25 protein-coding genes are annotated in these 23,649 nt (G+C 67.0%); 8 read left to right on the plus strand and 17 right to left on the minus strand.

Features of this window, described 5'->3' with window-relative positions:
- Positions 1-10: 10 nt before the first annotated feature.
- Positions 11-628, plus strand: a complete 618-nt coding sequence (locus ACEOAB_RS29610) for a hypothetical protein (RefSeq protein WP_413750062.1) — start codon at positions 11-13, stop codon at positions 626-628.
- Here the strand turns inward: ACEOAB_RS29610 and creC are convergent.
- Entirely contained in the window at positions 622-2,061 is a 1,440-nt protein-coding gene (gene creC, locus ACEOAB_RS29615) for a two-component system sensor histidine kinase CreC (protein ID WP_413313631.1), read from the minus strand. The genes ACEOAB_RS29610 and creC overlap by 7 nt on opposite strands.
- Positions 2,058-2,852 carry a two-component system response regulator CreB gene (creB, locus tag ACEOAB_RS29620; RefSeq protein ID WP_413750061.1) on the minus strand — a complete coding sequence of 265 codons (795 nt, stop codon included), beginning with the start codon at positions 2,850-2,852 and terminating at the stop codon, positions 2,058-2,060. The genes creC and creB overlap by 4 nt, the downstream gene beginning before the upstream one ends.
- 566 nt (positions 2,853-3,418) lie before the next feature.
- On the opposite strand from creB, the gene ACEOAB_RS29625 reads away from it, so the two are divergent.
- Positions 3,419-4,357 (plus strand): YcjF family protein, encoded by a 939-nt coding sequence (locus ACEOAB_RS29625; RefSeq protein WP_413750060.1) that lies wholly within the window; start codon positions 3,419-3,421, stop codon positions 4,355-4,357.
- A 266-nt stretch (positions 4,358-4,623) separates the two neighbouring features.
- On the opposite strand, the gene cueR is transcribed toward ACEOAB_RS29625, so the two are convergent.
- Both cueR and ACEOAB_RS29635 read right to left on the minus strand, forming a co-directional pair.
- The gene (cueR, locus tag ACEOAB_RS29630) at positions 4,624-5,028 is read right to left on the minus strand and encodes a Cu(I)-responsive transcriptional regulator (protein ID WP_007833624.1); all 405 of its coding nucleotides are present in this window, start codon (positions 5,026-5,028) and stop codon (positions 4,624-4,626) included.
- Entirely contained in the window at positions 5,025-5,219 is a 195-nt protein-coding gene (locus tag ACEOAB_RS29635; RefSeq protein WP_007833622.1) for a heavy-metal-associated domain-containing protein, read from the minus strand. Before ACEOAB_RS29635 ends, cueR begins: the two co-directional genes overlap by 4 nt.
- A 157-nt stretch (positions 5,220-5,376) precedes the next feature.
- Here ACEOAB_RS29635 and ACEOAB_RS29640 point away from each other — a divergent pair, with 157 nt between their 5' ends.
- The gene (locus ACEOAB_RS29640) at positions 5,377-7,587 is read left to right on the plus strand and encodes a heavy metal translocating P-type ATPase (RefSeq protein ID WP_413750557.1); all 2,211 of its coding nucleotides are present in this window, start codon (positions 5,377-5,379) and stop codon (positions 7,585-7,587) included.
- 10 nt (positions 7,588-7,597) lie between these two features.
- Here ACEOAB_RS29640 and ACEOAB_RS29645 read toward each other — a convergent pair whose 3' ends face one another.
- The 6 genes from ACEOAB_RS29645 to ACEOAB_RS29670 are packed head-to-tail and all read right to left on the minus strand — an operon-like array spanning position 7,598 to position 11,768.
- Complete coding sequence (locus ACEOAB_RS29645; protein WP_413750556.1) at positions 7,598-8,080, minus strand: GNAT family N-acetyltransferase; 483 nt, start codon at positions 8,078-8,080, stop codon at positions 7,598-7,600.
- 56 nt (positions 8,081-8,136) lie between these two features.
- Positions 8,137-9,267, minus strand: a complete 1,131-nt coding sequence (locus ACEOAB_RS29650; protein ID WP_413750555.1) for a sterol desaturase family protein — start codon at positions 9,265-9,267, stop codon at positions 8,137-8,139.
- A gap of 35 nt (positions 9,268-9,302) precedes the next feature.
- On the minus strand, positions 9,303-10,586 hold the full coding sequence (locus ACEOAB_RS29655) for a beta-ketoacyl-[acyl-carrier-protein] synthase family protein (RefSeq protein WP_413750554.1): 1,284 nt from the start codon (positions 10,584-10,586) through the stop codon (positions 9,303-9,305).
- Entirely contained in the window at positions 10,583-10,873 is a 291-nt protein-coding gene (locus ACEOAB_RS29660) for a phosphopantetheine-binding protein (RefSeq protein WP_413750553.1), read from the minus strand. Before ACEOAB_RS29660 ends, ACEOAB_RS29655 begins: the two co-directional genes overlap by 4 nt.
- Before the next feature lie 34 nt (positions 10,874-10,907).
- Positions 10,908-11,408, minus strand: coding sequence for an alpha/beta hydrolase (locus ACEOAB_RS29665; RefSeq protein WP_495653320.1), 501 nt, complete (start codon positions 11,406-11,408; stop codon positions 10,908-10,910).
- Positions 11,409-11,462: 54 nt separating this feature from the next.
- Positions 11,463-11,768, minus strand: coding sequence for a hypothetical protein (locus ACEOAB_RS29670; protein ID WP_495653321.1), 306 nt, complete (start codon positions 11,766-11,768; stop codon positions 11,463-11,465).
- A gap of 138 nt (positions 11,769-11,906) precedes the next feature.
- Between ACEOAB_RS29670 and ACEOAB_RS29675 the strand changes: the two genes are divergently transcribed.
- Both ACEOAB_RS29675 and ACEOAB_RS29680 read left to right on the plus strand, forming a co-directional pair.
- On the plus strand, positions 11,907-12,596 hold the full coding sequence (locus ACEOAB_RS29675) for a response regulator transcription factor (RefSeq protein WP_007833605.1): 690 nt from the start codon (positions 11,907-11,909) through the stop codon (positions 12,594-12,596).
- 7 nt (positions 12,597-12,603) lie between these two features.
- A complete protein-coding gene (locus ACEOAB_RS29680; RefSeq protein ID WP_413749017.1) occupies positions 12,604-13,998 on the plus strand; it encodes a sensor histidine kinase in 1,395 nt (464 codons plus the stop codon).
- A 12-nt stretch (positions 13,999-14,010) separates the two neighbouring features.
- Here the strand turns inward: ACEOAB_RS29680 and gloA2 are convergent, their stop codons facing one another.
- The 7 genes from gloA2 to gstA all read right to left on the minus strand — a co-directional run bounded on the left by gloA2 (position 14,011) and on the right by gstA (position 20,406).
- Positions 14,011-14,775, minus strand: a complete 765-nt coding sequence (gloA2, locus tag ACEOAB_RS29685) for an SMU1112c/YaeR family gloxylase I-like metalloprotein (protein WP_413749016.1) — start codon at positions 14,773-14,775, stop codon at positions 14,011-14,013.
- Positions 14,772-15,233: a GNAT family N-acetyltransferase gene (locus ACEOAB_RS29690; RefSeq protein ID WP_413749015.1), complete on the minus strand. Its 462-nt coding sequence runs from the start codon at positions 15,231-15,233 to the stop codon at positions 14,772-14,774. Before ACEOAB_RS29690 ends, gloA2 begins: the two co-directional genes overlap by 4 nt.
- A gap of 61 nt (positions 15,234-15,294) precedes the next feature.
- Entirely contained in the window at positions 15,295-15,780 is a 486-nt protein-coding gene (locus ACEOAB_RS29695; RefSeq protein ID WP_056600072.1) for a RidA family protein, read from the minus strand.
- Between the two features lie 80 nt (positions 15,781-15,860).
- On the minus strand, positions 15,861-16,964 hold the full coding sequence (locus ACEOAB_RS29700; protein WP_056600075.1) for an alkene reductase: 1,104 nt from the start codon (positions 16,962-16,964) through the stop codon (positions 15,861-15,863).
- Between the two features lie 85 nt (positions 16,965-17,049).
- Complete coding sequence (locus ACEOAB_RS29705; RefSeq protein WP_413749014.1) at positions 17,050-18,867, minus strand: acyclic terpene utilization AtuA family protein; 1,818 nt, start codon at positions 18,865-18,867, stop codon at positions 17,050-17,052.
- Positions 18,864-19,643 carry an enoyl-CoA hydratase/isomerase family protein gene (locus tag ACEOAB_RS29710; protein WP_413749013.1) on the minus strand — a complete coding sequence of 260 codons (780 nt, stop codon included), beginning with the start codon at positions 19,641-19,643 and terminating at the stop codon, positions 18,864-18,866. Before ACEOAB_RS29710 ends, ACEOAB_RS29705 begins: the two co-directional genes overlap by 4 nt.
- 154 nt (positions 19,644-19,797) lie before the next feature.
- Positions 19,798-20,406 carry a glutathione transferase GstA gene (gene gstA, locus ACEOAB_RS29715; RefSeq protein ID WP_056600082.1) on the minus strand — a complete coding sequence of 203 codons (609 nt, stop codon included), beginning with the start codon at positions 20,404-20,406 and terminating at the stop codon, positions 19,798-19,800.
- Positions 20,407-20,588: 182 nt separating this feature from the next.
- On the opposite strand from gstA, the gene ACEOAB_RS29720 reads away from it, so the two are divergent.
- The 3 genes from ACEOAB_RS29720 (at position 20,589) to rsmG (ending at position 23,561) form a co-directional block, all read left to right on the plus strand.
- On the plus strand, positions 20,589-20,762 hold the full coding sequence (locus tag ACEOAB_RS29720) for a DUF1328 family protein (RefSeq protein WP_413749012.1): 174 nt from the start codon (positions 20,589-20,591) through the stop codon (positions 20,760-20,762).
- 187 nt (positions 20,763-20,949) lie between these two features.
- Positions 20,950-22,911 (plus strand): tRNA uridine-5-carboxymethylaminomethyl(34) synthesis enzyme MnmG, encoded by a 1,962-nt coding sequence (mnmG, locus tag ACEOAB_RS29725; protein ID WP_413749011.1) that lies wholly within the window; start codon positions 20,950-20,952, stop codon positions 22,909-22,911.
- Positions 22,908-23,561: a 16S rRNA (guanine(527)-N(7))-methyltransferase RsmG gene (gene rsmG / locus ACEOAB_RS29730; RefSeq protein WP_413749010.1), complete on the plus strand. Its 654-nt coding sequence runs from the start codon at positions 22,908-22,910 to the stop codon at positions 23,559-23,561. Before mnmG ends, rsmG begins: the two co-directional genes overlap by 4 nt.
- Positions 23,562-23,649: the final 88 nt, after the last annotated feature.

Below are 23,649 nucleotides of genomic sequence, written 5' to 3' on the forward strand. Positions count from 1 at the left end.
CCACGCGTACATGGAAATTCTTACTCTGGTGGCGCTTTTTGCTGCCGGCTTCTACATCCTCAAGTCCAGGGAACAGCGCTTGCGCATCGCGCTGCTGGCCAGCCACCTCGGCCGCCATCAGATCGAGAAGCTGATGGAAAGCCTCACCTCCGGCTACATGCGCTGCCTCGGCGAAGACGACGCCGAGCGCCGCCAGCAGATCTGGCACTTGCTGGACGCCACCGAGGAAAAGCTCTCCGCCCAGCTCGACAGCTTCGCCGCCGAGTTCTCGCGCCTGCCCGAAGCTGTCACGCGCGTGAGCAAGCTGCCGGTTGCCATTCCGATGTTCACCCACTTCTTCCCGGCCGCGACCTTCGACATGCGGCAGGCCCTGCTGATCCACGCGAGCGGCATCGCCGGCGTCATGCGCAACGAGGCCGGGCGCACGCCCAAGTCGAAGGCCTTCACCATGTCGGCCGAGCTGTTCCTGATGCAGCACACCTGCCACTGGTACTGCCGCTCGAAGACAGTGGCGTCGACGCGCATGATCGCGCAGCACCAGACGCAATATCTGCAGGCGCTCGGGGCGGTGAGCCCGGAGACGCGCCGTGCGTACAGCGCGCTGATCGGCCGTCCCGTAGCTCAGTGATTTGACAGTAGCGGCAGCGTGAGCGTCGCCACAGCCCCGCCGCGCGACGCATTGCCGAGTTCGATGCGGCCGCGGTGCAATGCCGCGATCTCCTTCACGAACGCCAGCCCCAGTCCCGTGCTCTTCTTCTGGCTGTGCGGCCTGGCGAGCGAATAGAACTTCTCGAAGACCTTTTCCTGCGCGTATTCCGGAATGCCCGGGCCACGGTCGCGCACGCTCACGCGGGCGAGCTTCGACGTGGTTTCCAGTGTCAGCAGCACTTCGCTGTCGCGCGGTGAAAAATCGATGGCGTTGTCCAGCAGGTTGCTGATCGCGCGGCGCAGCAGGAACGGGTCGCCTTCCGTGCGGGCTTCGTCGCGGATGTTCACGAGCAACTTGATGTTGCGCCTGGCAGCCGCAGGCTGCGCGCTGATGGCGATGTCGTCGATCAGCGAAGCCAGCGCCACCGGCTCGGTGCGGTCCAGCGTACGCCGCGTCTCGAGCGCGGTGAGCTCCATCATGCGGTCGACGATTTCCTGGATGCGTTGCGTCTCGCCTTCGATGTTCTTCAAGAAGCGTTCGCGCTCGGCATGCGGCATCGACGGCTCCTGCAGCAACTCGGCCGCGCCGCGGATGGCGGAGAGCGGGCTCTTCACCTCGTGCGTGAAGGTCTGCACGTAGTCGGCCACGTAGTTGCGGCCGGTCAGCGCATCGCGCATTTCGCTGAAGCCGGTGCGCACGCCGTCGACCGCGCGTCGTGCCATGCGCGCCAGGCTCAGGCTGCGCTGTGCGCGCACCCAGGTCCAGTAGTCGCGGATCAGGCCGAAGGGGCGCACCAGCCAGACCGAGACGATGAGCGTGAGCAGCAGCAGTGCGAGCGCCGAGCCGACGCCGACCCAGATGGTGCGCACGCGCGCGTCTTCCACGAACTGGCCGAAGCTCTGCACCGGCTTGCCGACGCTGACCATGCCGACGATCTCGTTGTTCCAGCGAATGGGCGCGCCCACGTACATGACCGAAGTGCGCGGATCGCCATCGACGTCGCGCGAAGTGCGCGCGCCGTACAGGCCGGCTAGCGTGCGGCTCACGTCGCTCCACTGCGAATAGTCGGCGCCGAGGTGCCTGCCGAGCGAATCGAACATCACGCGCCCGCTCCGGTCGGTGACGTAGACGCGCAGCTCGACGCGGCTCTTGTGCAGGTTGTAGATCTGCGCCGAGAACTCGCGCGCGTAGACAGTGCGGAACAGCGGCTCGAGCCGTGCGGTGTTGATGGCACCGGCAATCACATCCTGCTCGACCAGGCTGGCCACGAGCTGGGAGGTCTCGACCAGCGATTCCTCGGCTGACTCGCGGTAGCGCGGGTCGATGTCGGAAACGACGCGATAGAGGAGGAAGGCGATGCCCGCCGTGTAGATCAGCAGGATGCCGATGAAGATGCGCGTGCGTCTTGTCACGACGCCTTGGTCGGCAGTTCTTCGTTCAGTGCATAGCCGGTGCCGCGCAGCGTGCGGATCGGCTCGACTTCGGGCGCGATCGCCTTGAGCTTGGCGCGCAGGGTCTTGATGTGCGCGTCGACCGTCCGGTCGAAGCTGTCGCTCGAATCGTCCCAGACCAGTTCGAGCAATTCGTCGCGCGTGAAGACGCGTCCCGGGCGCTGCACCAGCAGCCTCAGCAGGCCGTATTCGTAGCGCGAGAGCTCGAGCACCCGGCCGTAATAGCGGATCTGCATGCGCTCGTGATCGAGCGAGAAGGGCATTGCGGGTGCTTGAGGGCTCTCAGGAGGCGTCTGGGCCGGATTTTGATGGGGCACCCCATGGTTTGCAGCCGCGGCTGTTGCCGGGGCTCCTGCGCCGTTTCTCGCGCTGCGCCGCAGGATGGTCCGCACACGGGCGACGAGTTCGCGCGGCGAGAACGGCTTGGCAATGTAGTCGTCCGCGCCCAGTTCGAGGCCCACCACGCGGTCTATTTCGTCGCTGCGGGCCGTCAAAAACACCATCGGCACCTCCGGGCCGCCCATGGACTGGTTCAGCGCCTGGAGGCGCTTGAAGAGTTCGAAACCGTTGAGATCGGGCAGCCCGATGTCCAGGATGGCCAGCGCCGGTGCCTCCTGCGCGAACTGGGCAATGGCTTCCTCGGCCGTGGCACACCAGACCGGCGTGAATCCGTCGCTTTTCAGGACGTACTGCAGCGTGTCGGCGATGCCCGATTCGTCTTCGGCGATCAGGATCCGGGGTTTGAAGCTCATCCGCAGATGTTAGCGAGGGGAACGCGCCGGGAGGACCGGTTGGGACCGAAGGCGCCGTGGACCGGCGCGGCCGTTCGCGGCTTTTTTTTCGGGCGCAGCTTTCCCCTTTCCCATCTTCTTATTCTTCTTATTCAAATTAGTAGTAGTAGATAAGGGTCGCCCACTTCTGTGGACATGCCGCTTTTTTCGTTATGCGACAAGCACTTGTCATACCTCTGTCACTGTGCGCAGCCGCGCTTCGGGTTTGTACCCGGCATATGAACAACATGGGGTACCCGCTCCGGCCTGTGGATAACCGATGCCTTGTTCAAAAAATGTCCCCAGAGTTGTCCTTTGACGCACTCCGGAAAATCTGCCAAAGGCGGTTTCCGGCGCGAGAAATTCATTGCTGAAAATTTGGGCAAACTGTTAATTTCCCTTGTGAATCAATGACTTGCCGAACCCCTACACAGAAGTGCCGACGTTATCCACAGAGTTGCCCAAGGTTTGTGGGGAGAACCGGCGGCGGAACCTTCGCCAGCCATGGCGACCGAACGTGATCCTTCATATTGCGAAATTTCGTACAAATGACACCTTCAGATACAAAGTCGATAGTTACCCTATCGCTGCTGGCTGCCTTTGTCGACGGCGAGAAGCACGAGCGCGAGCGCGCCGAGATCAAGCGGATTGCGGAGGGCCTGTCGCAGGCCGACGGCCTGAACCTGCCGACGCTCTACCAGGACGTGCTGATGAAGCGCGTGTCGCTGGCCTCGGTGGCCGGGGAGCTGAAAAGCACCGAGTCGAGGCAGCTGGCCTACGAGATGGCGGTGTGCGTGTGCGATGCGGACGGCACGCAGTCGGAGGCCGAGCGGATGTTCCTGGCGGACGTGCGAACTTCGCTGGGGTTGGATGCCTCGGCGGCCGCGTTCTCGCAACAGGCGGAAGACATCGCGGCGGTGCCGGTGGCTACCGCCACTGGGGGCAGCGCCGTGGCGGCGCCCGGCACCCCGGACAGCGCCGAGCTCGACAAATCGATCCTCAATGCCGCCATCCTCAACGGCGCGCTGGAACTGCTGCCCGAGACGCTCTCGACCATGGCGATCATTCCGCTGCAGATGAAGCTGGTCTACCGGATCGGCCAGTCGTACGGCTACCAGCTCGACAGCGGCCACGTGAAGGATTTCCTGGCAACGGTCGGCGTCGGCCTGACCTCGCAGTACCTGGAGCAGGCCGGTCGCAAGCTCCTCGGCGGATTGCTCGGCAAGGTCGGTGGTGGCTTGCTGCGCGGGCTGGGCAACCAGGCCGTGAGCTCGGGGATGAGCTTCGCCTCGACCTATGCGCTGGGCCATGTGGCCAAGCGCTACTACGCCGGCGGCCGGACGCTTTCGACGCAGATGCTGAAGGACGCGTTCTCGGGCGTGGTGAAGGAAGGGCAGAGTCTGCAGACGCAGTACCTGCCGGCGATCCAGGAAAAGGCCCGCACGCTGGATGCGGGCAAGGTGCTCTCGCTGGTGCGGGGCGCTTGATCTAGGGCCTGTTCACCCTATGCAAGGGGTCGCGAAGCTCGCCACAGCCCACCCATCAAGGCGCGTGACGCCGTGCGTGCGTCCGCACGCACAAGGAGCGCAACGCCGAAGGGCGGGCTGTGGCGAGCTTCCCTCCGGGTTGCTTCGCAAAGGGGCCATCTGCGGCGTTGCCCGCACTTGCAAGGCACGAGCCTTGCTGCGCGCGGGCGCCTTGCAGCCAGCCCCTTTGCGAAGCAACGCGACCCCTTGCATAGGGTGAACAGGCCCTAGACCTTGCTCAGGTCATCGAGGATGGGGCAATCCGGTCTGGCGTCGCCGTGGCAGCAGTGCACCAGGTGGGCCAGCGTGTTGCGCATGGATTGCATGTCCGCAATGCGCTGCTCCAGTTCGCCGAGGTGCTTCTCGGCGATGCGTTTCACGCTGGCGCTCGTGCGTCGGCGGTTGTGCCACAGCCCGACGAGTTCGGCGATTTCTTCCATTGAAAACCCGAGGTCGCGCGAGCGCTTGATGAAGCGCAGCGTGTGGATGTCGGCATCGCCGTATTGGCGATAGCCGCTTTCGGTGCGCGCCACCGCCGGCAGCAGGCCCAGCCCTTCGTAGTGGCGGACCATGCGTGCCGACACGCCGGAGCGCTGCGCCGCTTCGCCGATGGCGACGTGGCCCGCGCTCATTGAACGGCGTAGCCCGCGTTCTCGATCGCGGCGACGATGTCCTTGCGCGGCTGTTCGCTCAGCACGTCGACATGGCCGGTCTCGAGGTCGACCGTGACCTGTGCTTCGGGGTCCACCGTTTGCACCGCGTTCTGCACCGCGCTCACGCAGTGGCCGCAGCTCATGCCCGTGACCTGGAATTTCTGGCTCATCGTGATGGCTCCTTGGAAGTGATGGAAGTATGCGGGACGCAAGTTTGAACCCTCTCACGATGTCAATGTCCAGCAAAGGGGCACTGGATCTGCCGCTTGACCTTGCCATCGTGTGAGGCCTTAGCCTTGGGGCATGGAAAATCTGCAATCTCCTCCAATGACGCTGGACCTCTCGGTCGGCGGCATGACCTGCGCCTCGTGCGTGATGCGAGTCGAGCGTGCGCTGAAGAACGTGCCCGGCGTGCAGGACGTGAGCGTGAATCTCGCGACCGAATCGGCCCGCGTGGTCACGAGCGGCAACGAAGGTATGGACGTTCGCCTGCGCCGCGCCGTGCGCGCCGCGGGCTACGAGCCGCGCGCGGCAAGCACCGCGGCCGACGAAGCCGCTGCGCTGTCGCCCTGGCACGGTTTCGGTCCGGTCGCCGTGGGCCTGGCACTGTCGATCCCATTGCTGGCGCCCATGCTCGGTGATCCTTTCGGGCAGGACTGGATGCTGCCGCCATGGTTGCAGCTGCTGCTCGCGACGCCGGTGCAGTTCTGGCTGGGCGCACGCTTCTATCGCGCTGGCTGGCATGCGGCGAAAGCGCGCACCGGCAACATGGACCTGCTGGTGGCTCTCGGCACCAGCGCGGCCTTCGGCCTGTCGCTCTGGCTCTGGTGGCGCGCGGCGACCGGCGAGCATGCGGGTCATGGCGAGATGCCGCACCTGTACTTCGAGGCTTCGGCGGTGGTGATCACGCTGGTGCTGCTCGGCAAGTGGCTCGAGGCGCGCGCCAAGCGCCAGGCCACGTCCGCGATCCGCGCGCTGCAGCAACTTCGGCCCGAAGTGGCGCACCTGGTGGGTGCGTGCGGCAAGGAAAGCGATGTGCCGCTGGCCGAGGTGTTGGTAGGCGACCGCCTCGCGGTGCGGCCCGGCGAGCGCGTGCCGGCCGATGCACGGGTGATCGAAGGGCAGTCCGAGGTCGATGAATCGATGCTCACCGGCGAGCCGCTGCCGGTGGCCAAGGGGCCGGGCGATGCGTTGACCGGCGGTGCAGTGAATGGCGACGGGCGCATGGTCATCGAAGTGAGCGCAGTCGGCGCCGAGAGCGTGCTCGCACGCATCATCCGGCTGGTCGAAGATGCACAGGCTGCGAAGGCGCCGATCCAGCGGCTGGTGGACAAGGTGGCGGCCGTGTTCGTGCCGGTGGTGCTGGTGATCGCGCTCGTCACGTTCGCTGGCTGGATGATGGCAGGCGCAGGCATCGAGACCGCATTGATCCACGCCGTGGCCGTGCTCGTCATTGCCTGTCCATGTGCGCTGGGTCTTGCGACGCCGGTTGCGGTGATGGCAGGCACGGGCGTGGCGGCGCGGCACGGCATTCTGATCAAGGACGCGCGTGCATTGGAAATTGCGCACCGCGTCGATACCGTCGCGTTCGACAAGACCGGCACGTTGACGGTGGGCCGGCCGGTGTTGACTGCGCTGGTACCGGCGGCAGGTATTCGGGCAACTGAAGACCATCTGCTGGCAACTGCTGCCAGCCTGCAGGGTGGCAGCGAGCATCCGCTGGCCAAGGCCGTGCTGGCCGCCGCAGCACAGCGCAACCTGCAGCCGCACGCATTGAGCGCAATGCAGGCGATGCCGGGCCGCGGTGTGCGCGGCGATGTCGATGGCCTGACCTGGGCCATCGCCAGCCTGCGCTGGTGCCGCGAACTCGATGCGATGCCCGAAGCCGCCGATGTCGACGGCCTGCAGGCGCAAGGTGCCACCGTGTCTGCATTGCTGCGCTTCGATGAGGCGGGCGCCGCGCATGTACAGGCGTTGCTCGCTTTCGCCGACGAGCCCAAGCCGCAAGCCGCCGAAGCCATCCGCACGCTGTATGCGCGCGGCCTGCGCGTGGTGATGATCTCGGGCGACAACCTGCGCGCGGCCCAGGCCATGGCCGCACGGCTCGGCATCGCGGCCGAAGACGTGCGTGCCGACGTGCTGCCCGCCGACAAGGCGGCGCAGGTCGGTGCGCTGAGGAAGAACGGACACGTCGTGGCGATGGTCGGCGACGGCGCCAACGACGCGCCCGCGCTGGCAGCGGCCGACGTGGGCATCGCGATGGCGCCTTCGGGCGGCGGCACCGATGTGGCGATGGAAGCGGCCGGCATCACGCTGATGCGCGGCGACCTCGCGCTGGTGGCGCAGGCCTTCGAGCTTTCGGGCCGCACGGTCGCGAAGATCCGGCAGAACCTGTTCTGGGCCTTCGTCTACAACGTGGCCGGCATTCCGCTTGCGGCCTTCGGCCTGTTGAGCCCGGTGGTGGCCGGTGCTGCCATGGCGTTGTCGAGCGTGAGCGTGATGGCCAATGCGCTGCTGCTGCGGCGCTGGAGGCCCTGAGGCTCTCCGCTCAGTCGATCAGCAGCGCCATGACGTGGTCGTCGATGGCCTGCGCGTCGCCGGCGCGCTTGTAGAACTTGCGCAAGGTGCCTTCGCGTTCGAAACCGAGTTTTTCGTAGAAGCGCATCGCCGGCGCGTTGTCGCTTTCAACGAAGAGTTCGATGCGCCTGATGCCGATGGTCTTCAGTGCGTCGATGGCTTCGCTCACCATGGCGAGCGCGATGCCCTGGCCGTGAAATGCGGGATCGACCGCGAGCGTACCCAGGCAGGCCACGTGCCGCACCCGGCCCGGGTAGCGCGTGGCCCGGTAGAAACCGGCGATGCGCCCTTCGCGCTCGTAGACGTAGAAGTTGCGGCCGTCGAGCAGTTCCTGGTAGATGGCGCGGAAGTCCTCGATCGGCATCGGGTCGTAGCCCAGGAAGGGCACGACCTTTTCGTGCATGTAGAGGGCGAAGACGGTGTCGATGTCTTCGTGTGTGGCCAGCCTGCGCATGGTGGGTGCCTTGCAACGATGAAGGCGCCGAGCATAGCGGCGGCGAGCGGATGTCGTCAGGCGAAGAGCAGCACCGCAGACATCGCCAGCAGCACCGCCTGCGCGCACCAGGCCCACCGCAGCCGAAGTTGCGAATCGAGCACCGCGCCGATGGACCAGAAGCCGCCGACCGCCAGCACGAGCAGCGTCAGCCCGGTGTGGAACGCGAGGTCGTCGGCGCGCCAGAGAAAGGCCAGCGTTACGCCGACCCAGCATGCGAAGTGGAGGGCAGCCGACGCGACCTGCGGGCGCGTCAGCGCAGGGGCGTGGATGTGCATGGCTTCTTCCAGCGAAAAAGGCGCTTCCGGAAACCGCGCCGCGACATCGGCCGGCCGCCAGCCCGGGGGCTTGAACCACACGGCGATCTTGTCCCGCCAGTGCTTCGTGTGCCATGCGTCGCGCAGCAGCGGCACATAGGGGCCGAGGATCGCGCGCATCGGGTCGAAGCTCGCGAGCGCCTTGCGCGTGCCGTAGACGCAGCGTTCGGTTTCTTCGGCGAAGGTGCCGAACATCCGGTCCCACACCACGAGCATGCCGCCGTAGTTGCGGTCCAAATAGCCGTCGTTCACCGCGTGGTGCACGCGATGGTTCGAGGGCGACGAGAACACGCGGTCGAACCAGCCGAGCTTGCCGATGTGCTCGGTGTGAATCCAGAACTGGTAGACGAGCACGATGAGTCCCGCCAGCCCGAACTGCTCGGGCGGCACGCCTACCACCGCCATCGGCAGGTAGAAGGCCCAGCCCAGGAAGACCACGGTGCTTTCCTGGCGCAGCGCGGTGGAAAAATTGAAATGCTGGCTCTGGTGGTGCACCGAGTGCGCGGCCCAGAACACGGCCGACTCGTGGCCCGCGCGGTGCAGCCAGTAGTCGAAGAAGTCGAACAGCAGCACGGCGGCGATCCAGCCTGCGGCGCTGTCCCAGAAGCCGGGTCGGGTCCAGATCGCGACCAGCGGATAGACCATGGCATAGAGCCCGATCTGGAACAGCTGCGTGCACACCGCGAGCGCCTGGCTCAGCAGCCCCTGGCTCAGGCTGCCGAGTGTGTCGCTGAAGCGGTAGGTGTTGCGCCGCTGGAGCCAGCCCCAGGCGAACTCGCAGGCCATGAGCAGCGCGAACACGGGCACGACGAAGACGACCAGCCGGTGCACCGCGTTCGTTTTTTCAGAGAGTGTTCAGCGAATCTTCAGCGTTCGCACGCGCGGCCGGCCACGATGACGGCGTTGGTGCCGCCGAAGGCGAAGGAGTTGGACAGCGCATAGCGGATGCCCTTGGCCTCGCGCGCCTCGCCCTGCACGAAATCGAGGTCGAATGCGGCGTCGGGCGTCTGCAGGTTGGCGATGGGCGGCAGCGCCTCGCGCGCCAGTGCGCGCAGCGCGGCGATGAGTTCGATGGCACCGCCGCCGCCGAGCACGTGGCCGTGGATCGCCTTGGTCGCGCTGACCGGCGTGGCTTTGCCGAACACTTCGCGGATCGATGCGGCCTCGGCTGCATCGCCGGCCGAGGTGGCCGTGCCGTGTGCGTTGATGTGGCCGACGTCCGAGGCCTCGATGCCCGCGTCGCGCAACGCGGCGCGCATCACGCGCACCTGGCCCGCGGTGTCGGGGTTGGTGATGTGCGTGCCGTCGCAGTTGGTGGCGTAGCCCGCGAGCACGAAGGGCGCGGCTTCGGCGCCGCGTGCGGCCGCATGCGCTTCGGATTCGAGCACCAGCGCGGCCGCGCCTTCACCGATGGCGAAGCCCGCGCGGTCGCCCGAGAACGGACGGCAGGCCGAGGAGGGCGCATCGGCCGGCGGCGGCGCCATCACGCGCATCGCGTTCCAGCTGGCCATCACGCCGGGCGTGAGCATGGCGTCGTGCCCGCCGACGATGGCGACGTCGATCCAGCCGCCGCGGATGGCGCGCATCGCCTCGCCGACGGCCACGGCCGAGGAGGCGCAGGCACAGGCGTAGGCAATGGCAGATCCGCGCGCGCCGAAGTGCAGCGCGAGCTCCGCCACGGCGGCGTTGGGCATCACGGTGAGCACCGTGGTCGGGCGCATGCGGCGCTGTTCGCCGTAGAGCGCGCTGGTGGTGTTGTCGAAGGTGCCGGCGCCGGCGAGGCCGCTGCCCCAGAAGATGCCGAGGCGGTCGCGGTCGATGGTGTCGAGGTCGATCTTTGCTTCCAGAGCCGCGTCCTGCGCCGAAGCCAGGGCCATGGCGGTGCCGCGGTCCAGCGGCAGGCGGGAGGTGCTGCGCATGCCATTCGAATCGAAGTCGCAGGCGGCGACGGCGAGCGCCATCGGGTCCATGCCCTCGATCTCCAGCGTTTGCGCACGCACGGCCGAGCGGCCCGCGAACAACGCCTCGTCGAAGGCCTCGACGGTACGGCCGATGGGCGTGACGAAACCGATGCCGCTCACGCGCACCGGCGCCGAGGCGGCGCGTGTGGCCGAAGCGGCGAGCACGGCGTGGGCGGCGCCGCTGCTCATGCGGCCGCTTCGGCGGGCTGGACGGCGGCCAGGGGGGCGCTCTCGGCGTCGATCACGTCGCACAGGCGTTCCAGCGTGATGCCGGCTTCGCGCGGGTCGAGGCGGTCTTCGGGAATGCGCAGGTGGAAGGCGTCCTCGACGGCGAAGACGAACTCCATCAGCGCGAGCGAGTCGAGGCCGAGGTCCGACAGCGCGGTGGCCGGCGAGATGGCCGAGCGCTCGATGCGGAAGTCGGTCTCGAGGATCGCCGCGATGCTGTTGAAGGTGGGGGAGGCGGAAGAAGACATGGAGATGCTTTCCTTTGAGGCGTGTCGAACGAGGTCAGGCGTACAGCGGATGCTCTGGCGTCGTGCCATGCGCCACTGCATCGGCGAACGATACCGTTTCGCGCACCACCTGCTGGCGGTCGTTGTCGATCGTGATCATGTGGTAGCTGTTGGCGACCACCACGGTGCGAAAGTCGCGGCAGCGCAGGCCGCGCGCGAGGATGTCGAGGTTGGCCACGCTGGCCACCTCGTCCTGCTGGGCATGCAGCGCGAGCACGTTGCCGCATTGCACGCCGTTGAGGTTGCGCCGCACGTGGCGGATGAGCCGGTCGTGCTCGCGCAGATGTCCCACGCCGATGACGGAACTGCCGGCGCGCGAAACCTTGCGATGGCGCAGCTCGCGCTCGATCCAGGCGCGCACGCGCTCGTTCTTCACGCCGTAGGGCGGGCGCTCGCGGTATTGCCAGAACCGGCCGAGCGGCGTGTAGAAGGCCAGCGGCAGCAGGAATTGCGTGCGCGGGATGGCCCAGCCGTCGAAGCGCAGCGTGGTCGACATGAGCACCAGTGCATCGACGTCGCTGCCGCAGCGGATGGCCGCGCCGAGCGCGAGCTAAGCGCCGGCGGAAATGCCGACCAGCATCACGCGGTCGTGCTGCGCGCGCAGCGCCTTCACATGGACCTGGATGGCGTCGAGCCAGCGTTCGTACGGCGCGGCGCGCTGCAGCGGCGCCGCGGCATCGAACGAATAACCCTCGATCGACAGCGGGTGCACCGGGTAGCCGCGGCTGCGCAGTGCGGACTGCACGGTCAGCAGCTCGTCAGGCGTGCTGCATAAACCATGCAGCAGGACCACGGCGGTGCGCTGCACTTGCGGCGGCACAAGGCTCAACAGATCGGAGGGTTCACGCGCACTCATCGTGTGGTGCCAGCCATGAAAATGGCCCGTGTTTCATCGTGCTGTCGTATGCTCATGCAGCGTTTATCGCTTGGAGCGACTGACCGGCCGCTGACCCGTCGTTCGCAAGGCAGATTACCCCCCAACCATTCAAACACCATGCGAATTCTGCTTGTCGAAGACGACGCCGTTTTGCGCGACGTGATGGTGCGCAGCCTCGCGGATGCCGGCCATCGCGTCGACGTTTCGACCAACGTCGAGGACGCCGACCACCTGTGGCGTGTGCAGCCCTTCGATGCCGTGCTGCTCGACCTCAACCTGCCGGCCACCGCAAGCCCGACCAGCGGCCTCGCGAGCGGCCTCAACGCGCTGCGGCAGGCGCGCGCGCGGGGCGACCGCACGCCGGTGCTGGTGCTCACGGCGCGCGGGCGCACCGAAGAACGCATCGCGGGCCTCGACGCGGGTGCCGACGACTACCTCGGCAAGCCCTTCGACCTGGCCGAGGTCGAAGCGCGCCTGCGTGCGCTGGTGCGCCGCGCGAAGGGCACCGAAGACCTCGTGCTGCTGGGTCAGCTGAAGCTCGACCGCAAGGCGCGCCGCTTCTCGACCGCGAGCGGTCCGCTCGACCTGCCGGCGCGCGAGTTCGAGGTGCTGTGGGAACTCATGAGTCCGCCGGGCCGCACCGTAAGCAAGCGGGCGCTGTCCGACAAGCTCTCGAGCTTCGACGAATCGCTGGGCGACAACGCGCTCGAGGCCTTCATCTCGCGCCTGCGCAAGAAGCTGCAGGGCTCGGGCGCGAGCATCCGCACGCTGCGCGGTATCGGCTACCTGCTCGAAGCCGAGGTGTGATCCGAGCGTGACCGAGCAGACGACAGAACCGCAGCCCGCGGCCGTTCGTGCGCCATCGCTCACGCGGCGCGTGCTGCGCAACGTGCTGGTGCCGCTGGCGCTCACGTGGATGGTCGGCGCGGTCATCGCGCTGGTCATCGCCAACTACTTTTCCGAGCAGGCCTTCGACCGCGGCATGCTCGACGACGCCTATGCGCTGTCGGCCAACGTGCAGGCGGGCGAACGCGGCATCGAGCTGCTGCTGACGCCGCGCGAGGTGGCCACCGTGCTCTTCGACCAGGTCGACAAGGTGTACTTCGCGGTGCAGCGGCTCGACGGCACACTGATCTCCGGGCAGCCGGGCCTGCAGGCGCCGTTGCCGGCGGACGGGGCGCGCTACCGCTTCGCCGACATCAACTACGAGGGCAGCGTGCTGCGCGCGGTGGTGCTCGAGCACGACGCCGAGCCCGACATCAGCATGCCGTACCGCGTGGTGATCGCGCAGACCACGCTGAGCCGGACCGCACTGGTGCGGCAGTTGCTGGGCTACGCGCTGGCGCCGCAGATCGTGCTGCTCATCCTGCTGGCCATCTGGCTCTGGTACGGCATCCGCAGCGACCTGCGGCCGCTCGGCGACCTGCAGCGCGCGCTCGACAGGCGCGACGTGCGCGACCTGTCGCCGGTGGCGGTGGCGCAGACCTCGCGCGAGATCCAGCGCCTGGGCAACGCGGTCAACTCGCTGTTCGAGCGGCTCGGCCACAGCGTGCAGGCGCAGCGCGAGTTCGTGGGCAACGTGGCGCACGAACTGCGCACGCCGTTGGCGGGCATCCGCGCGCTGGCCGAGTACGGGCTGGCGCAGCACGACACCAATGTGTGGCGCGAGCAGCTGGAGCGCGTGTCGGAACGGCAGGCGCGCGCCAGCCACCTGATCGACCAGCTGCTGGCGCTGGCGCTGGCCGAAGAGGCGCGCACCGAGCTCAAGCGCGTGCCGGTGCGGCTCGACGTGCTGGCCGAGCAGACGGTGCTGCGGCACCTTGCGCGCGCCGACGCGCGCGGTGTCGACCTGGGCGCGCGCGGCCTCGACGACGGCGTGGTCGTGCAGGCCAACGAGGCGCTGGTCGAAGGCATCCTCGACAACCTGATCGACAACGCGTTGCGCTATGGAGGGCGCACCATCACGGTCGAGCTCGCGGGCCACACGCTGAGTGTGATCGACGACGGGCCCGGCATTCCGCTGGACGCGCAGCGCGACCTGATGCAGCGCTGGGCGCAGGGTCCGGCCGGCGAGAAGCTGGGGCAGGGCTCGGGACTGGGGCTGTCGATCGTGGCGCGTTATGCCGAGCTGTTGGGCGCCGAGCTGAGGCTCGAAGCGGCGGAGCCCACTGGCTTGCGCGTTAGTGTGGCGTTCGGCGAAGTGGGCTGAAGCACCGGCAAGCTAGAGCGGCGTGCCCTGGTGGAACGCCATGCGCCAGCGGCCATGCCGGCGCTTCCACAGAGAGCTGCGCAGCGAGTCAGCTGCAGGTCGCTGCGCAATGGCTTGGCGGTGTGCGCGGTAGGTGACCAGTGCCACGTCGGGCGCCATGCGCAGGACGCGAAAGTCCGAGATCGTGCGTTCCGAAAAGGCTTCGTCGCGCAGCGCTTCGATGATGGCGGTGCGCGTCCACACAGTGCCTGAGACGCCGAGTTCATGGAAGTCGTCGTCCAGCAGTTCTTCCAGCCGTGCGGCGCTCGCGCGCACCTCGCGCAGATGCAACGCGCCTTCGAGTTCCAGTAGAAGCGCTTCGAGATCCTTGCCCGGCGCGGCCTCGTAGAGTTCGAGCGGAAGACCGTCGGGATCGGCAAAGAAGGTGAAGCGACGACCCGTGTATTCGTCGATGCGAAGCGGTTCCACCGCAATGCCCTGCGCCGAGAGTTCGTCGGCGGCGGCCTGCACGTCGTGCATCTCGAAGGACAGGTGTCGCAGGCCCTGCGCTTCGGGTCGCGTGGGCCGCGCAGGTGCATCGGGAAAGGAGAAGAGCTCGATCTGCGAGCCGTCGGGCAGGGCGAGATCGAGCTTGTACGAATCGCGCGCGGCGCGGTAGTTCTCGGCCACCACGCGCAGGCCCAGCACCTCGGTGTAAAAGCGCTTCGACACCGCGTAGTCGGAGCAGATGATGGCGACGTGATGAATGCGTTCGAGCTGCATCGCGGGAAGCCTCATTTCAACGGCTTGCGCATGAAAACGCGGGTGCGCTGTGCGAGCACGAGACGCTTGTATTCGACGTAGCCGATGCGCTCGTAGAGCGCGCGGTTCTCGGTCATCTTCTCGTTGGTGAAGAGGTAGATCGAGTCATGACCTTGCCGCAGCGCTTCGCTCTCCGCCAGTTCGAGCAATGCGCGGCCTACGCCGGTGCCCTGCTGTGTGGGGTGCACCGCGATCACGTCGATCAGGAAGCCTTCGTCGGTGATGTCGAGCACCAGCGCCGCGACGACTTGTTCATGCTGCTGCGCGACCCAGGCCTGCGCGTTCGCGATTGACGCACCGTAGTCCTTGGTCATCGGAATCGGCGTGAGGCCGAGGCGCGGAATGTAGTGGCGAAAGGCTTCCCCAGCGCATTCGCTGATGGCTGCTGCATCGGCGGTGTCGGCGCGCCGCAAGGTCCAGGGCACGGCGCTCATTGGAGTACCTTCGTGCTTCGCACTGCGGTGCGAGCTTGCTTGGGGCGGCCCGGCGCGGCGCTCATGCGTCGAACTCCACTTCGCCTTCGATCTCCACAGGGATGTTGAACGGCAGCTCGGCCATGCCCACGGCGCTGCGCGAATGAGCGCCGATGTCGGGGCCGAAGATTTCGAGGATGAGGTCGGAGAAGCCGTTGATGACGGCGGGCTGCCTGTCGAAGCCGGGTGCGCTCGCGACCATGCCGAACACGCGCGTCCACGCGGTGATGCGGTCGAGGCCGCCGAGGGCGCGCTGCAGGCTGCCGAGCATCGCGAGTGCCGTGAGGCGCGCGGCTGCGTAGCCCTGCTCGACGTTCAGTTCGCGGCCCAGCTTGCCGAGCGGCGCGGCGATGGTGCCATCGGCGTTGAGCGGACCGTGGCCGGAGATCAACGCGCGGCGGCCGACGACGCGCACGAACTGGAAGGGGAGGATGACGCCGGCCGGCGGGATCGCGGGCGGCGGCAGCACGAGGCCGAGCGAGGCCAGTCGTTGCGCAATGAGGGCCATGGCATTTCTCTCCTGTCGGCGGATGACGGCGGATGGATGGGTCCGCCGCATCTTGCCATGGCCTCTTAGCGCGACGTGGCTCAGGCCAGTGCCGGATAGTCCGTGTAGCCCTTCGCGCCGCCGCCGTACATGGTGGCCTTGTCGAGCTCGTTGAGCGGCGCGTTTTCGCGCAGGCGGCGCACGAGGTCGGGGTTCGAGATGAAGGGCTTGCCGAAGGCCACGAGGTCATCGCCTTCCTTCAGCGCTTCCTCGGCCAGCGGTCGGTCATAGCCGTTGTTGACCATCCATGCACCCTTGCCGCCGGCTTGGCGGTACGCGGCCTTGAGGGCCTCGTAGTCGAAGGGGCGGTCTTCGATCTCGCGCGGGCCGCCGGTGGCGCCTTCGATGATGTGGATGTAGGCCAGGTCGAGCGCGGCGAGCTGCTTCACCACGTAGGTGAACAGCGGCTGCGGGTTGCTGTCGTGCGCGTCGTTGGCGGGCGTCACGGGCGACAGGCGGATGCCGGTCTTGCCGCCGCCGACGGCGTCGACCACGGCGCGCGCGGATTCGAGCAGCAGGCGGGCGCGGTTCTCGATGCTGCCGCCGTAGTCGTCGGTGCGCTTGTTGCTGCCGTCCTTCAGGAACTGGTCGAGCAGGTAGCCGTTGGCACCGTGCAGTTCCACGCCGTCGAAGCCGGCGGTCTCGACCGCGCTGCGTGCAGCCACCGCAAAGGCGTGCACGATGCCGGGCAGCTCGCCCGCATCCAGCGCGCGCGGTTCGGAGGTCTCGACGAAGGTCGGCACGCCGTCCTTGATGAGCACGGTCTTGGTCTTGGCGGTGATGGCCGAGGGGGCGACGGGCTTGCCGCCACCGGGTTGCAGTTCGCTGTGCGAGACGCGGCCCACGTGCCAGAGCTGCACCACGATCTTGCCGCCCTTGGCGTGCACGGCGTCGGTCACGCGTTTCCAGCCGTCGAGCTGTTCCGTGCCGTAGAGGCCGGGCACGTCCGAGTAGCCCTGGCCCTGGTGGCTGATGGCGGTGGCTTCTGTGATGAGCAGGCCGGCGCTGGCGCGCTGGGCGTAGTAAGTGGCGGCGAGATCGGGCGGGATCGCATTCGGCGAGCGGTTGCGCGTGAGCGGCGCCATGACGATGCGGTTGGCGAGCTTCAGGTCGCCGGCCTGGACGGGGTCGAAGAGGTTGGACATCGTGCGATCAATGGCAGAGTTGGAACAGGCGCAAGGCTAAGCGCCCGGCCTCAACCCTGCTGTCGCACGGTTGTCCCGAATGGTGCTAGGGAAGCTGCGCCAGCAGTGCCGGGCTCACGCGCAGCGGCATGGCGAGCAGGATCTGACCCATGCCCTTGCCGAGCGGGTCGTTGCGCAGCGAGGCCATGCCGCCGCCGCCCAGCGCCTGTTCGCAGACGAAGTTGAAGGCGGCGATGCCCGGCACCTCGTAGCGCATGACGTGGCCCTTGACGAGGTGTGCGAGCCATTCGGCCACGCGCGCCTCGGTGAGCTGTTCGCGCAGCAGCGGCAGCAGGGCGGGGTGGCGTGCGATGACGCCGACGTTCGAGGTGTCGCCCTTGTCGCCGCTGCGCGCGTATGCGAGGCGCAGGAGCGGCACTTCGACGGCGTCCGCGGGCACGGGTGCTTCATGCGTTTCCGTGGCTCTGGCAGGCTGTGAAACGGACCCGGCGTGCGGCGCAGGCGCTGTGGCGCGGGGCACGTCGATGCACACGCCGTCGATGCCGACGCGGGCCTCGACCTGCGACTTGTCGAGCAGGAATGCGTACTGCCGGATCGACGGGGAGACCGAGGCGCGCCTGCCGCCCGCGCCGGTGGTGCCGGGCGCCCACGAGGTGCCGGCTGGCGCGACCTCGCGCGCGAACAGTTCCAGGGCTTCCTTGCGCGGATGCGTTACCGCGAGCCGCAGCACTGCTTCGCGCGTCTGCAGGGCCTGCGCATGCGGGCCATAGCATGACTCCGCGCCGAGTACTTCGAGCAGCGCGCCGCTGTAGGGGCCGAAGCCCTGCTGCGAGAACAGCGCACCCGTGCGCGCGAGGATCGCCTCGCCCGTGCGCCTGGCCTTGGCCACCGCATCGAAGCCGACGATGGTGAGCTGCGCTGCGGTCTTGAAGCCGTCGACATACGTGGCGCAGACCTTGTAGCTCGCGGTCGGCGCACGGCCGCGCGCGCCGTGCACGCGTACGCGGTGTTCGCCGGCCTGTTCGATGCGCACCTGCGTGAAGTCGGCCACCACGTCGGGCAGCAGGTAGGCCGCGGGATCGCCGATCTCGTAGAGCATCTGCTCGCCCACCACCGCGGGCACGAGCTTGCCGCCGGTGCCCGCGGGCTTGGTGACGACGAAGCTGCCATCGGCGCTGCATTCGACGATGGGGTAGCCGATGTTGGGCCAGTCGGGCACGGTGTCCCAGTCGGTGTGCAGGCCGCCGGTGGCCTGGCAGCCGCATTCGATGATGTGGCCCGCGAGGCTGCCCGCGGCGAGCAGGTCGAAGTCGCCCGGCTGCCAATTGAATTCGTGCATGAGCACGCCGAGCGTGACGGCCGAGTCGACGCAGCGCCCGGTGATGACGACCTGCGCGCCCGCATCGAGCGCGGCCTGGATCGGCCGTGCGCCGAGGTACGCGTTGGCAGTGAGCACGCGTTCGGGCAAGGCGGCGCCGCTCTGCAGCTCGCGCACGGGCGGCTGCGACTGGCGCAGCTGCGGCAGAAGTGCGGACACATCGTCGCCGCTCACCACGGCGATCTTCAGCGCGATGCCCTGTTCGGCGGCCAGTGCCGCGAGCGCATCGGCGCAGCCTTGCGGGTTCACGCCGCCGGCGTTGCTCACCACGCGGATGCCTTGTTTCACGACGTCCTTCAGCACGGCCTTCATCGCGACGGAGACGAAGTCGGTGGCATAGCCCAGCTCGGGCTTCTTGAGTCGCGCGCCCGCGAGGATCGACATGGTGAGTTCGGCAAGGTAGTCGAACACGAGGTAGTCGACCTGCCCGCTGGCCACGAGCTGCGGCGCGCCCACGCTGCTGTCGCCCCAGAAGCCGGAGGCCCCGCCGATGCGCACGATGCGTTCGTTGTTGCCGCTGTTCATCGGCCGCTCCATTGCGGCTTGCGCTTCTCGCGGAAGGCGAGTTGTCCCTCGGCCGCATCTTCGGTGAGTGCGAACAGGCCGATCTGGCTTTCGGTGAAGGCCATCGATTCCTCGAAGGCCATCGCCTCGATCTTCTTCATCGTGTAGAGGCCGCGCCGGATGGCCGCGGGCGACTTGTCGAGCATGCGGCCGAGCAGCCAGTCGAGGCTTTCGTCGACGTCGTCGCTCACGCGGTTCACGAGCTTCAGTTCGAGCGCCTGCGCGGCGGTGATGGGTTCGCCGGTGATGCACATCTCGGCCAGCACCCGGCGCGGCAGCAGGCCGCCGAGCACGCTGAGCACCTGCGCGGGAAAGAGGCCGACCTTCACCTCGGGCAGGCCGAACACGGCCTGGCTGCTGGCCACCGCCATGTCGCACATCGCCATGATCCCCATGCCGCCCGCCATGCAGGCGCCGTTGACGCGCGCTATCAGCGGCACGGTCGACTGGCGTGCCTGGCGGAACAGGTTGGCGATGTTCTGGTAGGGCGCGGCGTAGTCGAACTTGAAGGAGGTGCCGCTTTGCAGGTCGGCGCCTGCGCAGAAGGCGCGCGTGCCGGCGCCGGTGATGACCACGGCGCGCACGGCGTTGTCGCTGTTGGCGCGGGCGAGAGCGTCGGACAGCCGGGCGACCACTGAGCCGTTGATCGCATTTCGGCGCTCTTCCCGGTCGATGGTGAGCCACATGACGGGCCCTCGCATCTCTTCGCGCAGTTCGGGATGGGTCTTCTCGGGCATGGTGAGGATTCCTTCTTCGGTCTTCTGAAGCCTTCCCGTAGCGTGCGCCATAAAAAAAGCCGCATCGTGCGGCTTGTGGCTGAAGCGATGCGGGTTTTCCCTAGGAGAAGCCCCGCTCGCTTCGCTGCTTCTGCACGCTTTCGCGTGCTTCGGCTTACTTCAGGAGGCCTTCGGCCTTCATCGCTTCCTGTACGGCGGGTCGAGCACCAACGCGTGCGTGCCAGGCCAGCAGGTTGGGAAAGTCGGAGATGTCGACGCCGGTCGGCTTGGTCCAGTTGGTGACGGTGAACAGGTAGCCGTCGGCCACGCTGAAATGATCGCCCATCAGGAACTGCTTGCTGGCCAGTTCGCCGTCGAGCCACTGGAAGCGCGACTTGAGCTTGTCCTTGAAGATGCCCTTGGCTTCTTCGGGCATGCCCGGGTTGAACAGAGGGCTGAAGCCCTTGTGCACTTCGGTGCCGATGAAGGTCAGCCACTCCTGCAGGCGGTAGCGCTGCATGGTGCCGGCGGCCGGCGCGAGGTTCTTGGTGGGGGCGAGGTCGGCGATGTACTGGAGGATGGCCGGGCCTTCGCGCAGGCGGGCGCCGTCGTCGAGTTCGAGCATCGGCACGTAGCCCAGCGGATTGATGCCGTAGTAGTCGGTGCCGTCCTGCAGCTTGTGGCTCTTGGTGCTGGCCAGCACCGGCTCGAAGGCGAGGCCTGCCTCGTGCAGCGCGATGTGAGGGGAGAGCGAACAGGCGCCGGGCGAGTAATACAGCTTCATTCGAAAAACTCCAATGGATGACGGAGGTTGATTTTGCGGGAGACCGCAGCGGATGCTAGCGGGTTCGGCAGCCTCGCGTTCTTGTCCTACGGCGGCTCGCGCGCGGGGACCATCGAGCGTGTCGATGGCTCTTCTAAGCTCCGCGGCACGGTGGCATGAGGCCTGCCGGAAGGAGTTTCCGAATGTTGAAGTACGCGATCATTTTTGCGGTCATCTCCCTTGTGGCCGCGTTGCTGGGCTTTGGTGGCGTGGCAGCGGGTGCTGCCGGCATTGCGAAGCTGCTGTTCGGCTTGTTCCTGGTGCTGGCGGTGCTGTTCATCGTGCTGGCCGCGCTTGGCATCGGCGCGGTGAAATAGACCCGCGATTACCACCGCCAGGTTGCTATAAAATACATAGCAATCTATCCAATGACAGCGGGCGTTGGGGCGCAACTGGGCAGGCGCCCCTAGCTTGTCCACACAACGGGCGCAAACGAGCCTGGACGATTAAAATTGGCGCCCCCTTTTGCGCCGCGCACGCGTCAGTTGTGCGCCCCCATTTCAAATGCTGTATCCCGAAGAATTCGACGTGATCGTCGTTGGCGGCGGCCATGCCGGCACCGAAGCCGCGCTCGCCGCCGCGCGCATGGGCGCCAAGACACTGCTGCTCTCCCACAACATCGAGACGCTGGGGCAGATGAGCTGCAACCCGTCGATAGGCGGCATCGGCAAGGGCCACCTCGTGAAGGAGGTCGATGCGCTCGGCGGTGCGATGGCAATTGCAACCGACGAAGCCGGCATCCAGTTTCGCATTCTCAACTCGAGCAAGGGCCCGGCCGTGCGCGCCACCCGTGCGCAGGCCGACCGGATTCTGTACAAGGCCGCGATCCGCCATCGCCTGGAAAACCAGCCGAACCTGAGCCTGTTCCAGCAGGCCGTCGACGATCTGATGGTGGAGGGCGATCGCGTGGTCGGCGCTGTCACGCAGGTGGGCATTGCCTTTCGCGCACGCACGGTGGTGCTGACCGCGGGTACTTTTCTCGATGGCCGCATCCACGTTGGCCTCGATAACTACCAGGCTGGCCGGGCAGGCGATCCACCGGCGATCAGCCTGTCGGCGCGGCTCAAGGAGCTGAAGTTGCCACAGGGCCGCCTGAAGACCGGCACGCCGCCGCGGCTCGACGGCCGCAGCATCGATTTTTCGAAGTGCACCGAACAACCGGGCGACGGCATGCCCGGCGGGGCAGGGCCGATGCCGGTGTTCAGCTTCATGGGCCGCACCGACATGCACCCGCGGCAAATGCCCTGCTGGATCACCCACACCAACGCGCGCACGCACGAGATCATCCGCTCGGGTTTCGACCGCAGCCCCATGTTCACAGGCAAGATCGACGGCGTGGGTCCGCGCTACTGCCCCAGTGTGGAAGACAAGATCAACCGCTTTGCGGACAAGGAAAGCCACCAGATCTTCCTGGAGCCCGAAGGCCTGACGACCAACGAGTACTACCCGAACGGGATCTCGACCAGCCTGCCGTTCGACATTCAATACCAGCTCGTGCGCTCGATGCCGGGTCTGGAAAACGCGCACATCCTGCGGCCGGGCTACGCCATCGAGTACGACTACTTCGATCCGCGCGAACTCAAGAGCAGCTTCGAGACCCGCTCGGTCAAGGGCCTGTTCTTTGCCGGGCAGATCAACGGCACGACCGGGTACGAAGAAGCCGCGGCCCAGGGCCTGTTCGCCGGCATCAACGCTGCGCTGCAGTGCCGTGGCGAAGACGCCTGGCTGCCGCGTCGCGACGAGGCCTACCTGGGCGTGCTGGTCGACGACCTGATCACCAAGGGCGTGACCGAGCCTTACCGCATGTTCACCAGCCGCGCCGAGTTCCGTCTGCAGCTGCGCGAGGACAACGCCGACATGCGCTTGACGGAAGCAGGGCGCAAGCTCGGCTTGGTCGACGATGCACGATGGGACGCTTTCAGCCGCAAGCGTGATGCTGTTTCACGTGAAACAGAGCGTCTTAAGTCGATCTGGGTGAACCCGCGTAACCTGCCGGCCGCCGAGTCGGAGCGGGTGCTGGGCAAGGCCATCGATCATGAATACAACCTGGCCGACCTGCTGCGCCGGCCCGACGTGAGCTACGAAACCCTGATGTCGCTGGACGGCGGCAAGTACGGCGCGTCGGTGGCGCTGAGCGAAACCGAGATCGAGCAGATCGAGATTTCGGCCAAATACTCAGGCTACATCGAACGCCAGCACGACGAGGTGGAGCGCGCGGCGCACTTCGAGAACCTCAAACTTCCCGCCGACTTCGACTACGGCCAGGTCAAGGCGCTGAGTTTCGAGGTGCGGCAGAAGCTGGACAAGCACCGTCCGGAGACCTTGGGTTTGGCTTCGCGCATCTCCGGCGTGACGCCGGCCGCCATTTCTTTGCTGATGATTCATCTGCGCAAGGGTGGCCACAAGGCCTTTGCCAGCGACACCGCCACCACGGAAGCAGCCACCGAGCCGCAGTCCGCGGAATGACGGCGCCGATCGACACGCTGCGCGCCGGTGCAGCTGCGATGGGCGTCGCCCTGTCCGACAGCCAGGGCGAACGCCTCTTGGCCTATGGCACGCTGATGCTCAAGTGGAACAAGGTCTACAACCTTACGGCCTTGCGCGATCCGGCCAGCGTCCTCACACACCACCTGCTCGACAGTCTCGCGGCCATCGCACCGCTGCAACGCGAGTGGGCAGGGAAGGGCAAGTTGCTCGATGTCGGCTCCGGTGGCGGTTTGCCCGGCGTGGTGATCGCCATCACGCGGCCAGACCTCGAGGTGAGCTGCCTCGACGCGGTCGCCAAGAAGGCGGCCTTTGTCCAGCAAGTGGCGGCCGAACTGGAACTGCCGAACCTTCGCGGACTGCATGCCCGAGTCGAATCCCTGGCTGGCAGCTACGAGGTCATCAGCTCGCGCGCCTTCGCATCGTTGCCAGACTTCTTCAACGGTTCGATGAACCTCCTCGCACCCGGCGGCGTTTGGCTGGCCATGAAGGGCAAGGTGCCGACCGATGAACTTGCAGTCCTGCCCAAGGGCGTCAAAGTGTTTCACGTGGAACAACTGACGGTTCCGGGCCTGGATGCCGAGCGCTGCATCGTTTGGGCGCGCAAGGACCTCGCCCAAATCAGCGACTGAATACGCAAAAGATGCGGCGGCACCGGTAAAAGCCGGTGTCGGAACAGTCTCTGTGACGCGTGCTCGCTTAGACTCGATGCCTCCCTTC

The organism is Variovorax sp. Varisp53 (genome assembly GCF_059491555.1).

What these genes read in the sequence shown, in the direction of transcription:
- ACEOAB_RS29610 (WP_413750062.1), top strand. Translation starts at nt 11, where the DNA reads ATGGAAATTCTTACTCTGGTGGCGCTTTTTGCTGCCGGCTTCTACATC.
- creB (WP_413750061.1), bottom strand. Translation starts at nt 2,852, where the DNA reads ATGAGCTTCAAACCCCGGATCCTGATCGCCGAAGACGAATCGGGCATC.
- ACEOAB_RS29625 (WP_413750060.1), top strand. Translation starts at nt 3,419, where the DNA reads ATGACACCTTCAGATACAAAGTCGATAGTTACCCTATCGCTGCTGGCT.
- cueR (WP_007833624.1), bottom strand. Translation starts at nt 5,028, where the DNA reads ATGAGCGCGGGCCACGTCGCCATCGGCGAAGCGGCGCAGCGCTCCGGC.
- ACEOAB_RS29635 (WP_007833622.1), bottom strand. Translation starts at nt 5,219, where the DNA reads ATGAGCCAGAAATTCCAGGTCACGGGCATGAGCTGCGGCCACTGCGTG.
- ACEOAB_RS29640 (WP_413750557.1), top strand. Translation starts at nt 5,377, where the DNA reads ATGACGCTGGACCTCTCGGTCGGCGGCATGACCTGCGCCTCGTGCGTG.
- ACEOAB_RS29645 (WP_413750556.1), bottom strand. Translation starts at nt 8,080, where the DNA reads ATGCGCAGGCTGGCCACACACGAAGACATCGACACCGTCTTCGCCCTC.
- ACEOAB_RS29655 (WP_413750554.1), bottom strand. Translation starts at nt 10,586, where the DNA reads ATGAGCAGCGGCGCCGCCCACGCCGTGCTCGCCGCTTCGGCCACACGC.
- ACEOAB_RS29660 (WP_413750553.1), bottom strand. Translation starts at nt 10,873, where the DNA reads ATGTCTTCTTCCGCCTCCCCCACCTTCAACAGCATCGCGGCGATCCTC.
- ACEOAB_RS29665 (WP_495653320.1), bottom strand. Translation starts at nt 11,408, where the DNA reads ATGTCGACCACGCTGCGCTTCGACGGCTGGGCCATCCCGCGCACGCAA.
- ACEOAB_RS29670 (WP_495653321.1), bottom strand. Translation starts at nt 11,768, where the DNA reads ATGAGTGCGCGTGAACCCTCCGATCTGTTGAGCCTTGTGCCGCCGCAA.
- ACEOAB_RS29675 (WP_007833605.1), top strand. Translation starts at nt 11,907, where the DNA reads ATGCGAATTCTGCTTGTCGAAGACGACGCCGTTTTGCGCGACGTGATG.
- gloA2 (WP_413749016.1), bottom strand. Translation starts at nt 14,775, where the DNA reads ATGAGGCTTCCCGCGATGCAGCTCGAACGCATTCATCACGTCGCCATC.
- ACEOAB_RS29690 (WP_413749015.1), bottom strand. Translation starts at nt 15,233, where the DNA reads ATGAGCGCCGTGCCCTGGACCTTGCGGCGCGCCGACACCGCCGATGCA.
- ACEOAB_RS29695 (WP_056600072.1), bottom strand. Translation starts at nt 15,780, where the DNA reads ATGGCCCTCATTGCGCAACGACTGGCCTCGCTCGGCCTCGTGCTGCCG.
- ACEOAB_RS29700 (WP_056600075.1), bottom strand. Translation starts at nt 16,964, where the DNA reads ATGTCCAACCTCTTCGACCCCGTCCAGGCCGGCGACCTGAAGCTCGCC.
- ACEOAB_RS29705 (WP_413749014.1), bottom strand. Translation starts at nt 18,867, where the DNA reads ATGAACAGCGGCAACAACGAACGCATCGTGCGCATCGGCGGGGCCTCC.
- ACEOAB_RS29710 (WP_413749013.1), bottom strand. Translation starts at nt 19,643, where the DNA reads ATGCCCGAGAAGACCCATCCCGAACTGCGCGAAGAGATGCGAGGGCCC.
- gstA (WP_056600082.1), bottom strand. Translation starts at nt 20,406, where the DNA reads ATGAAGCTGTATTACTCGCCCGGCGCCTGTTCGCTCTCCCCTCACATC.
- ACEOAB_RS29720 (WP_413749012.1), top strand. Translation starts at nt 20,589, where the DNA reads ATGTTGAAGTACGCGATCATTTTTGCGGTCATCTCCCTTGTGGCCGCG.
- mnmG (WP_413749011.1), top strand. Translation starts at nt 20,950, where the DNA reads ATGCTGTATCCCGAAGAATTCGACGTGATCGTCGTTGGCGGCGGCCAT.
- rsmG (WP_413749010.1), top strand. Translation starts at nt 22,908, where the DNA reads ATGACGGCGCCGATCGACACGCTGCGCGCCGGTGCAGCTGCGATGGGC.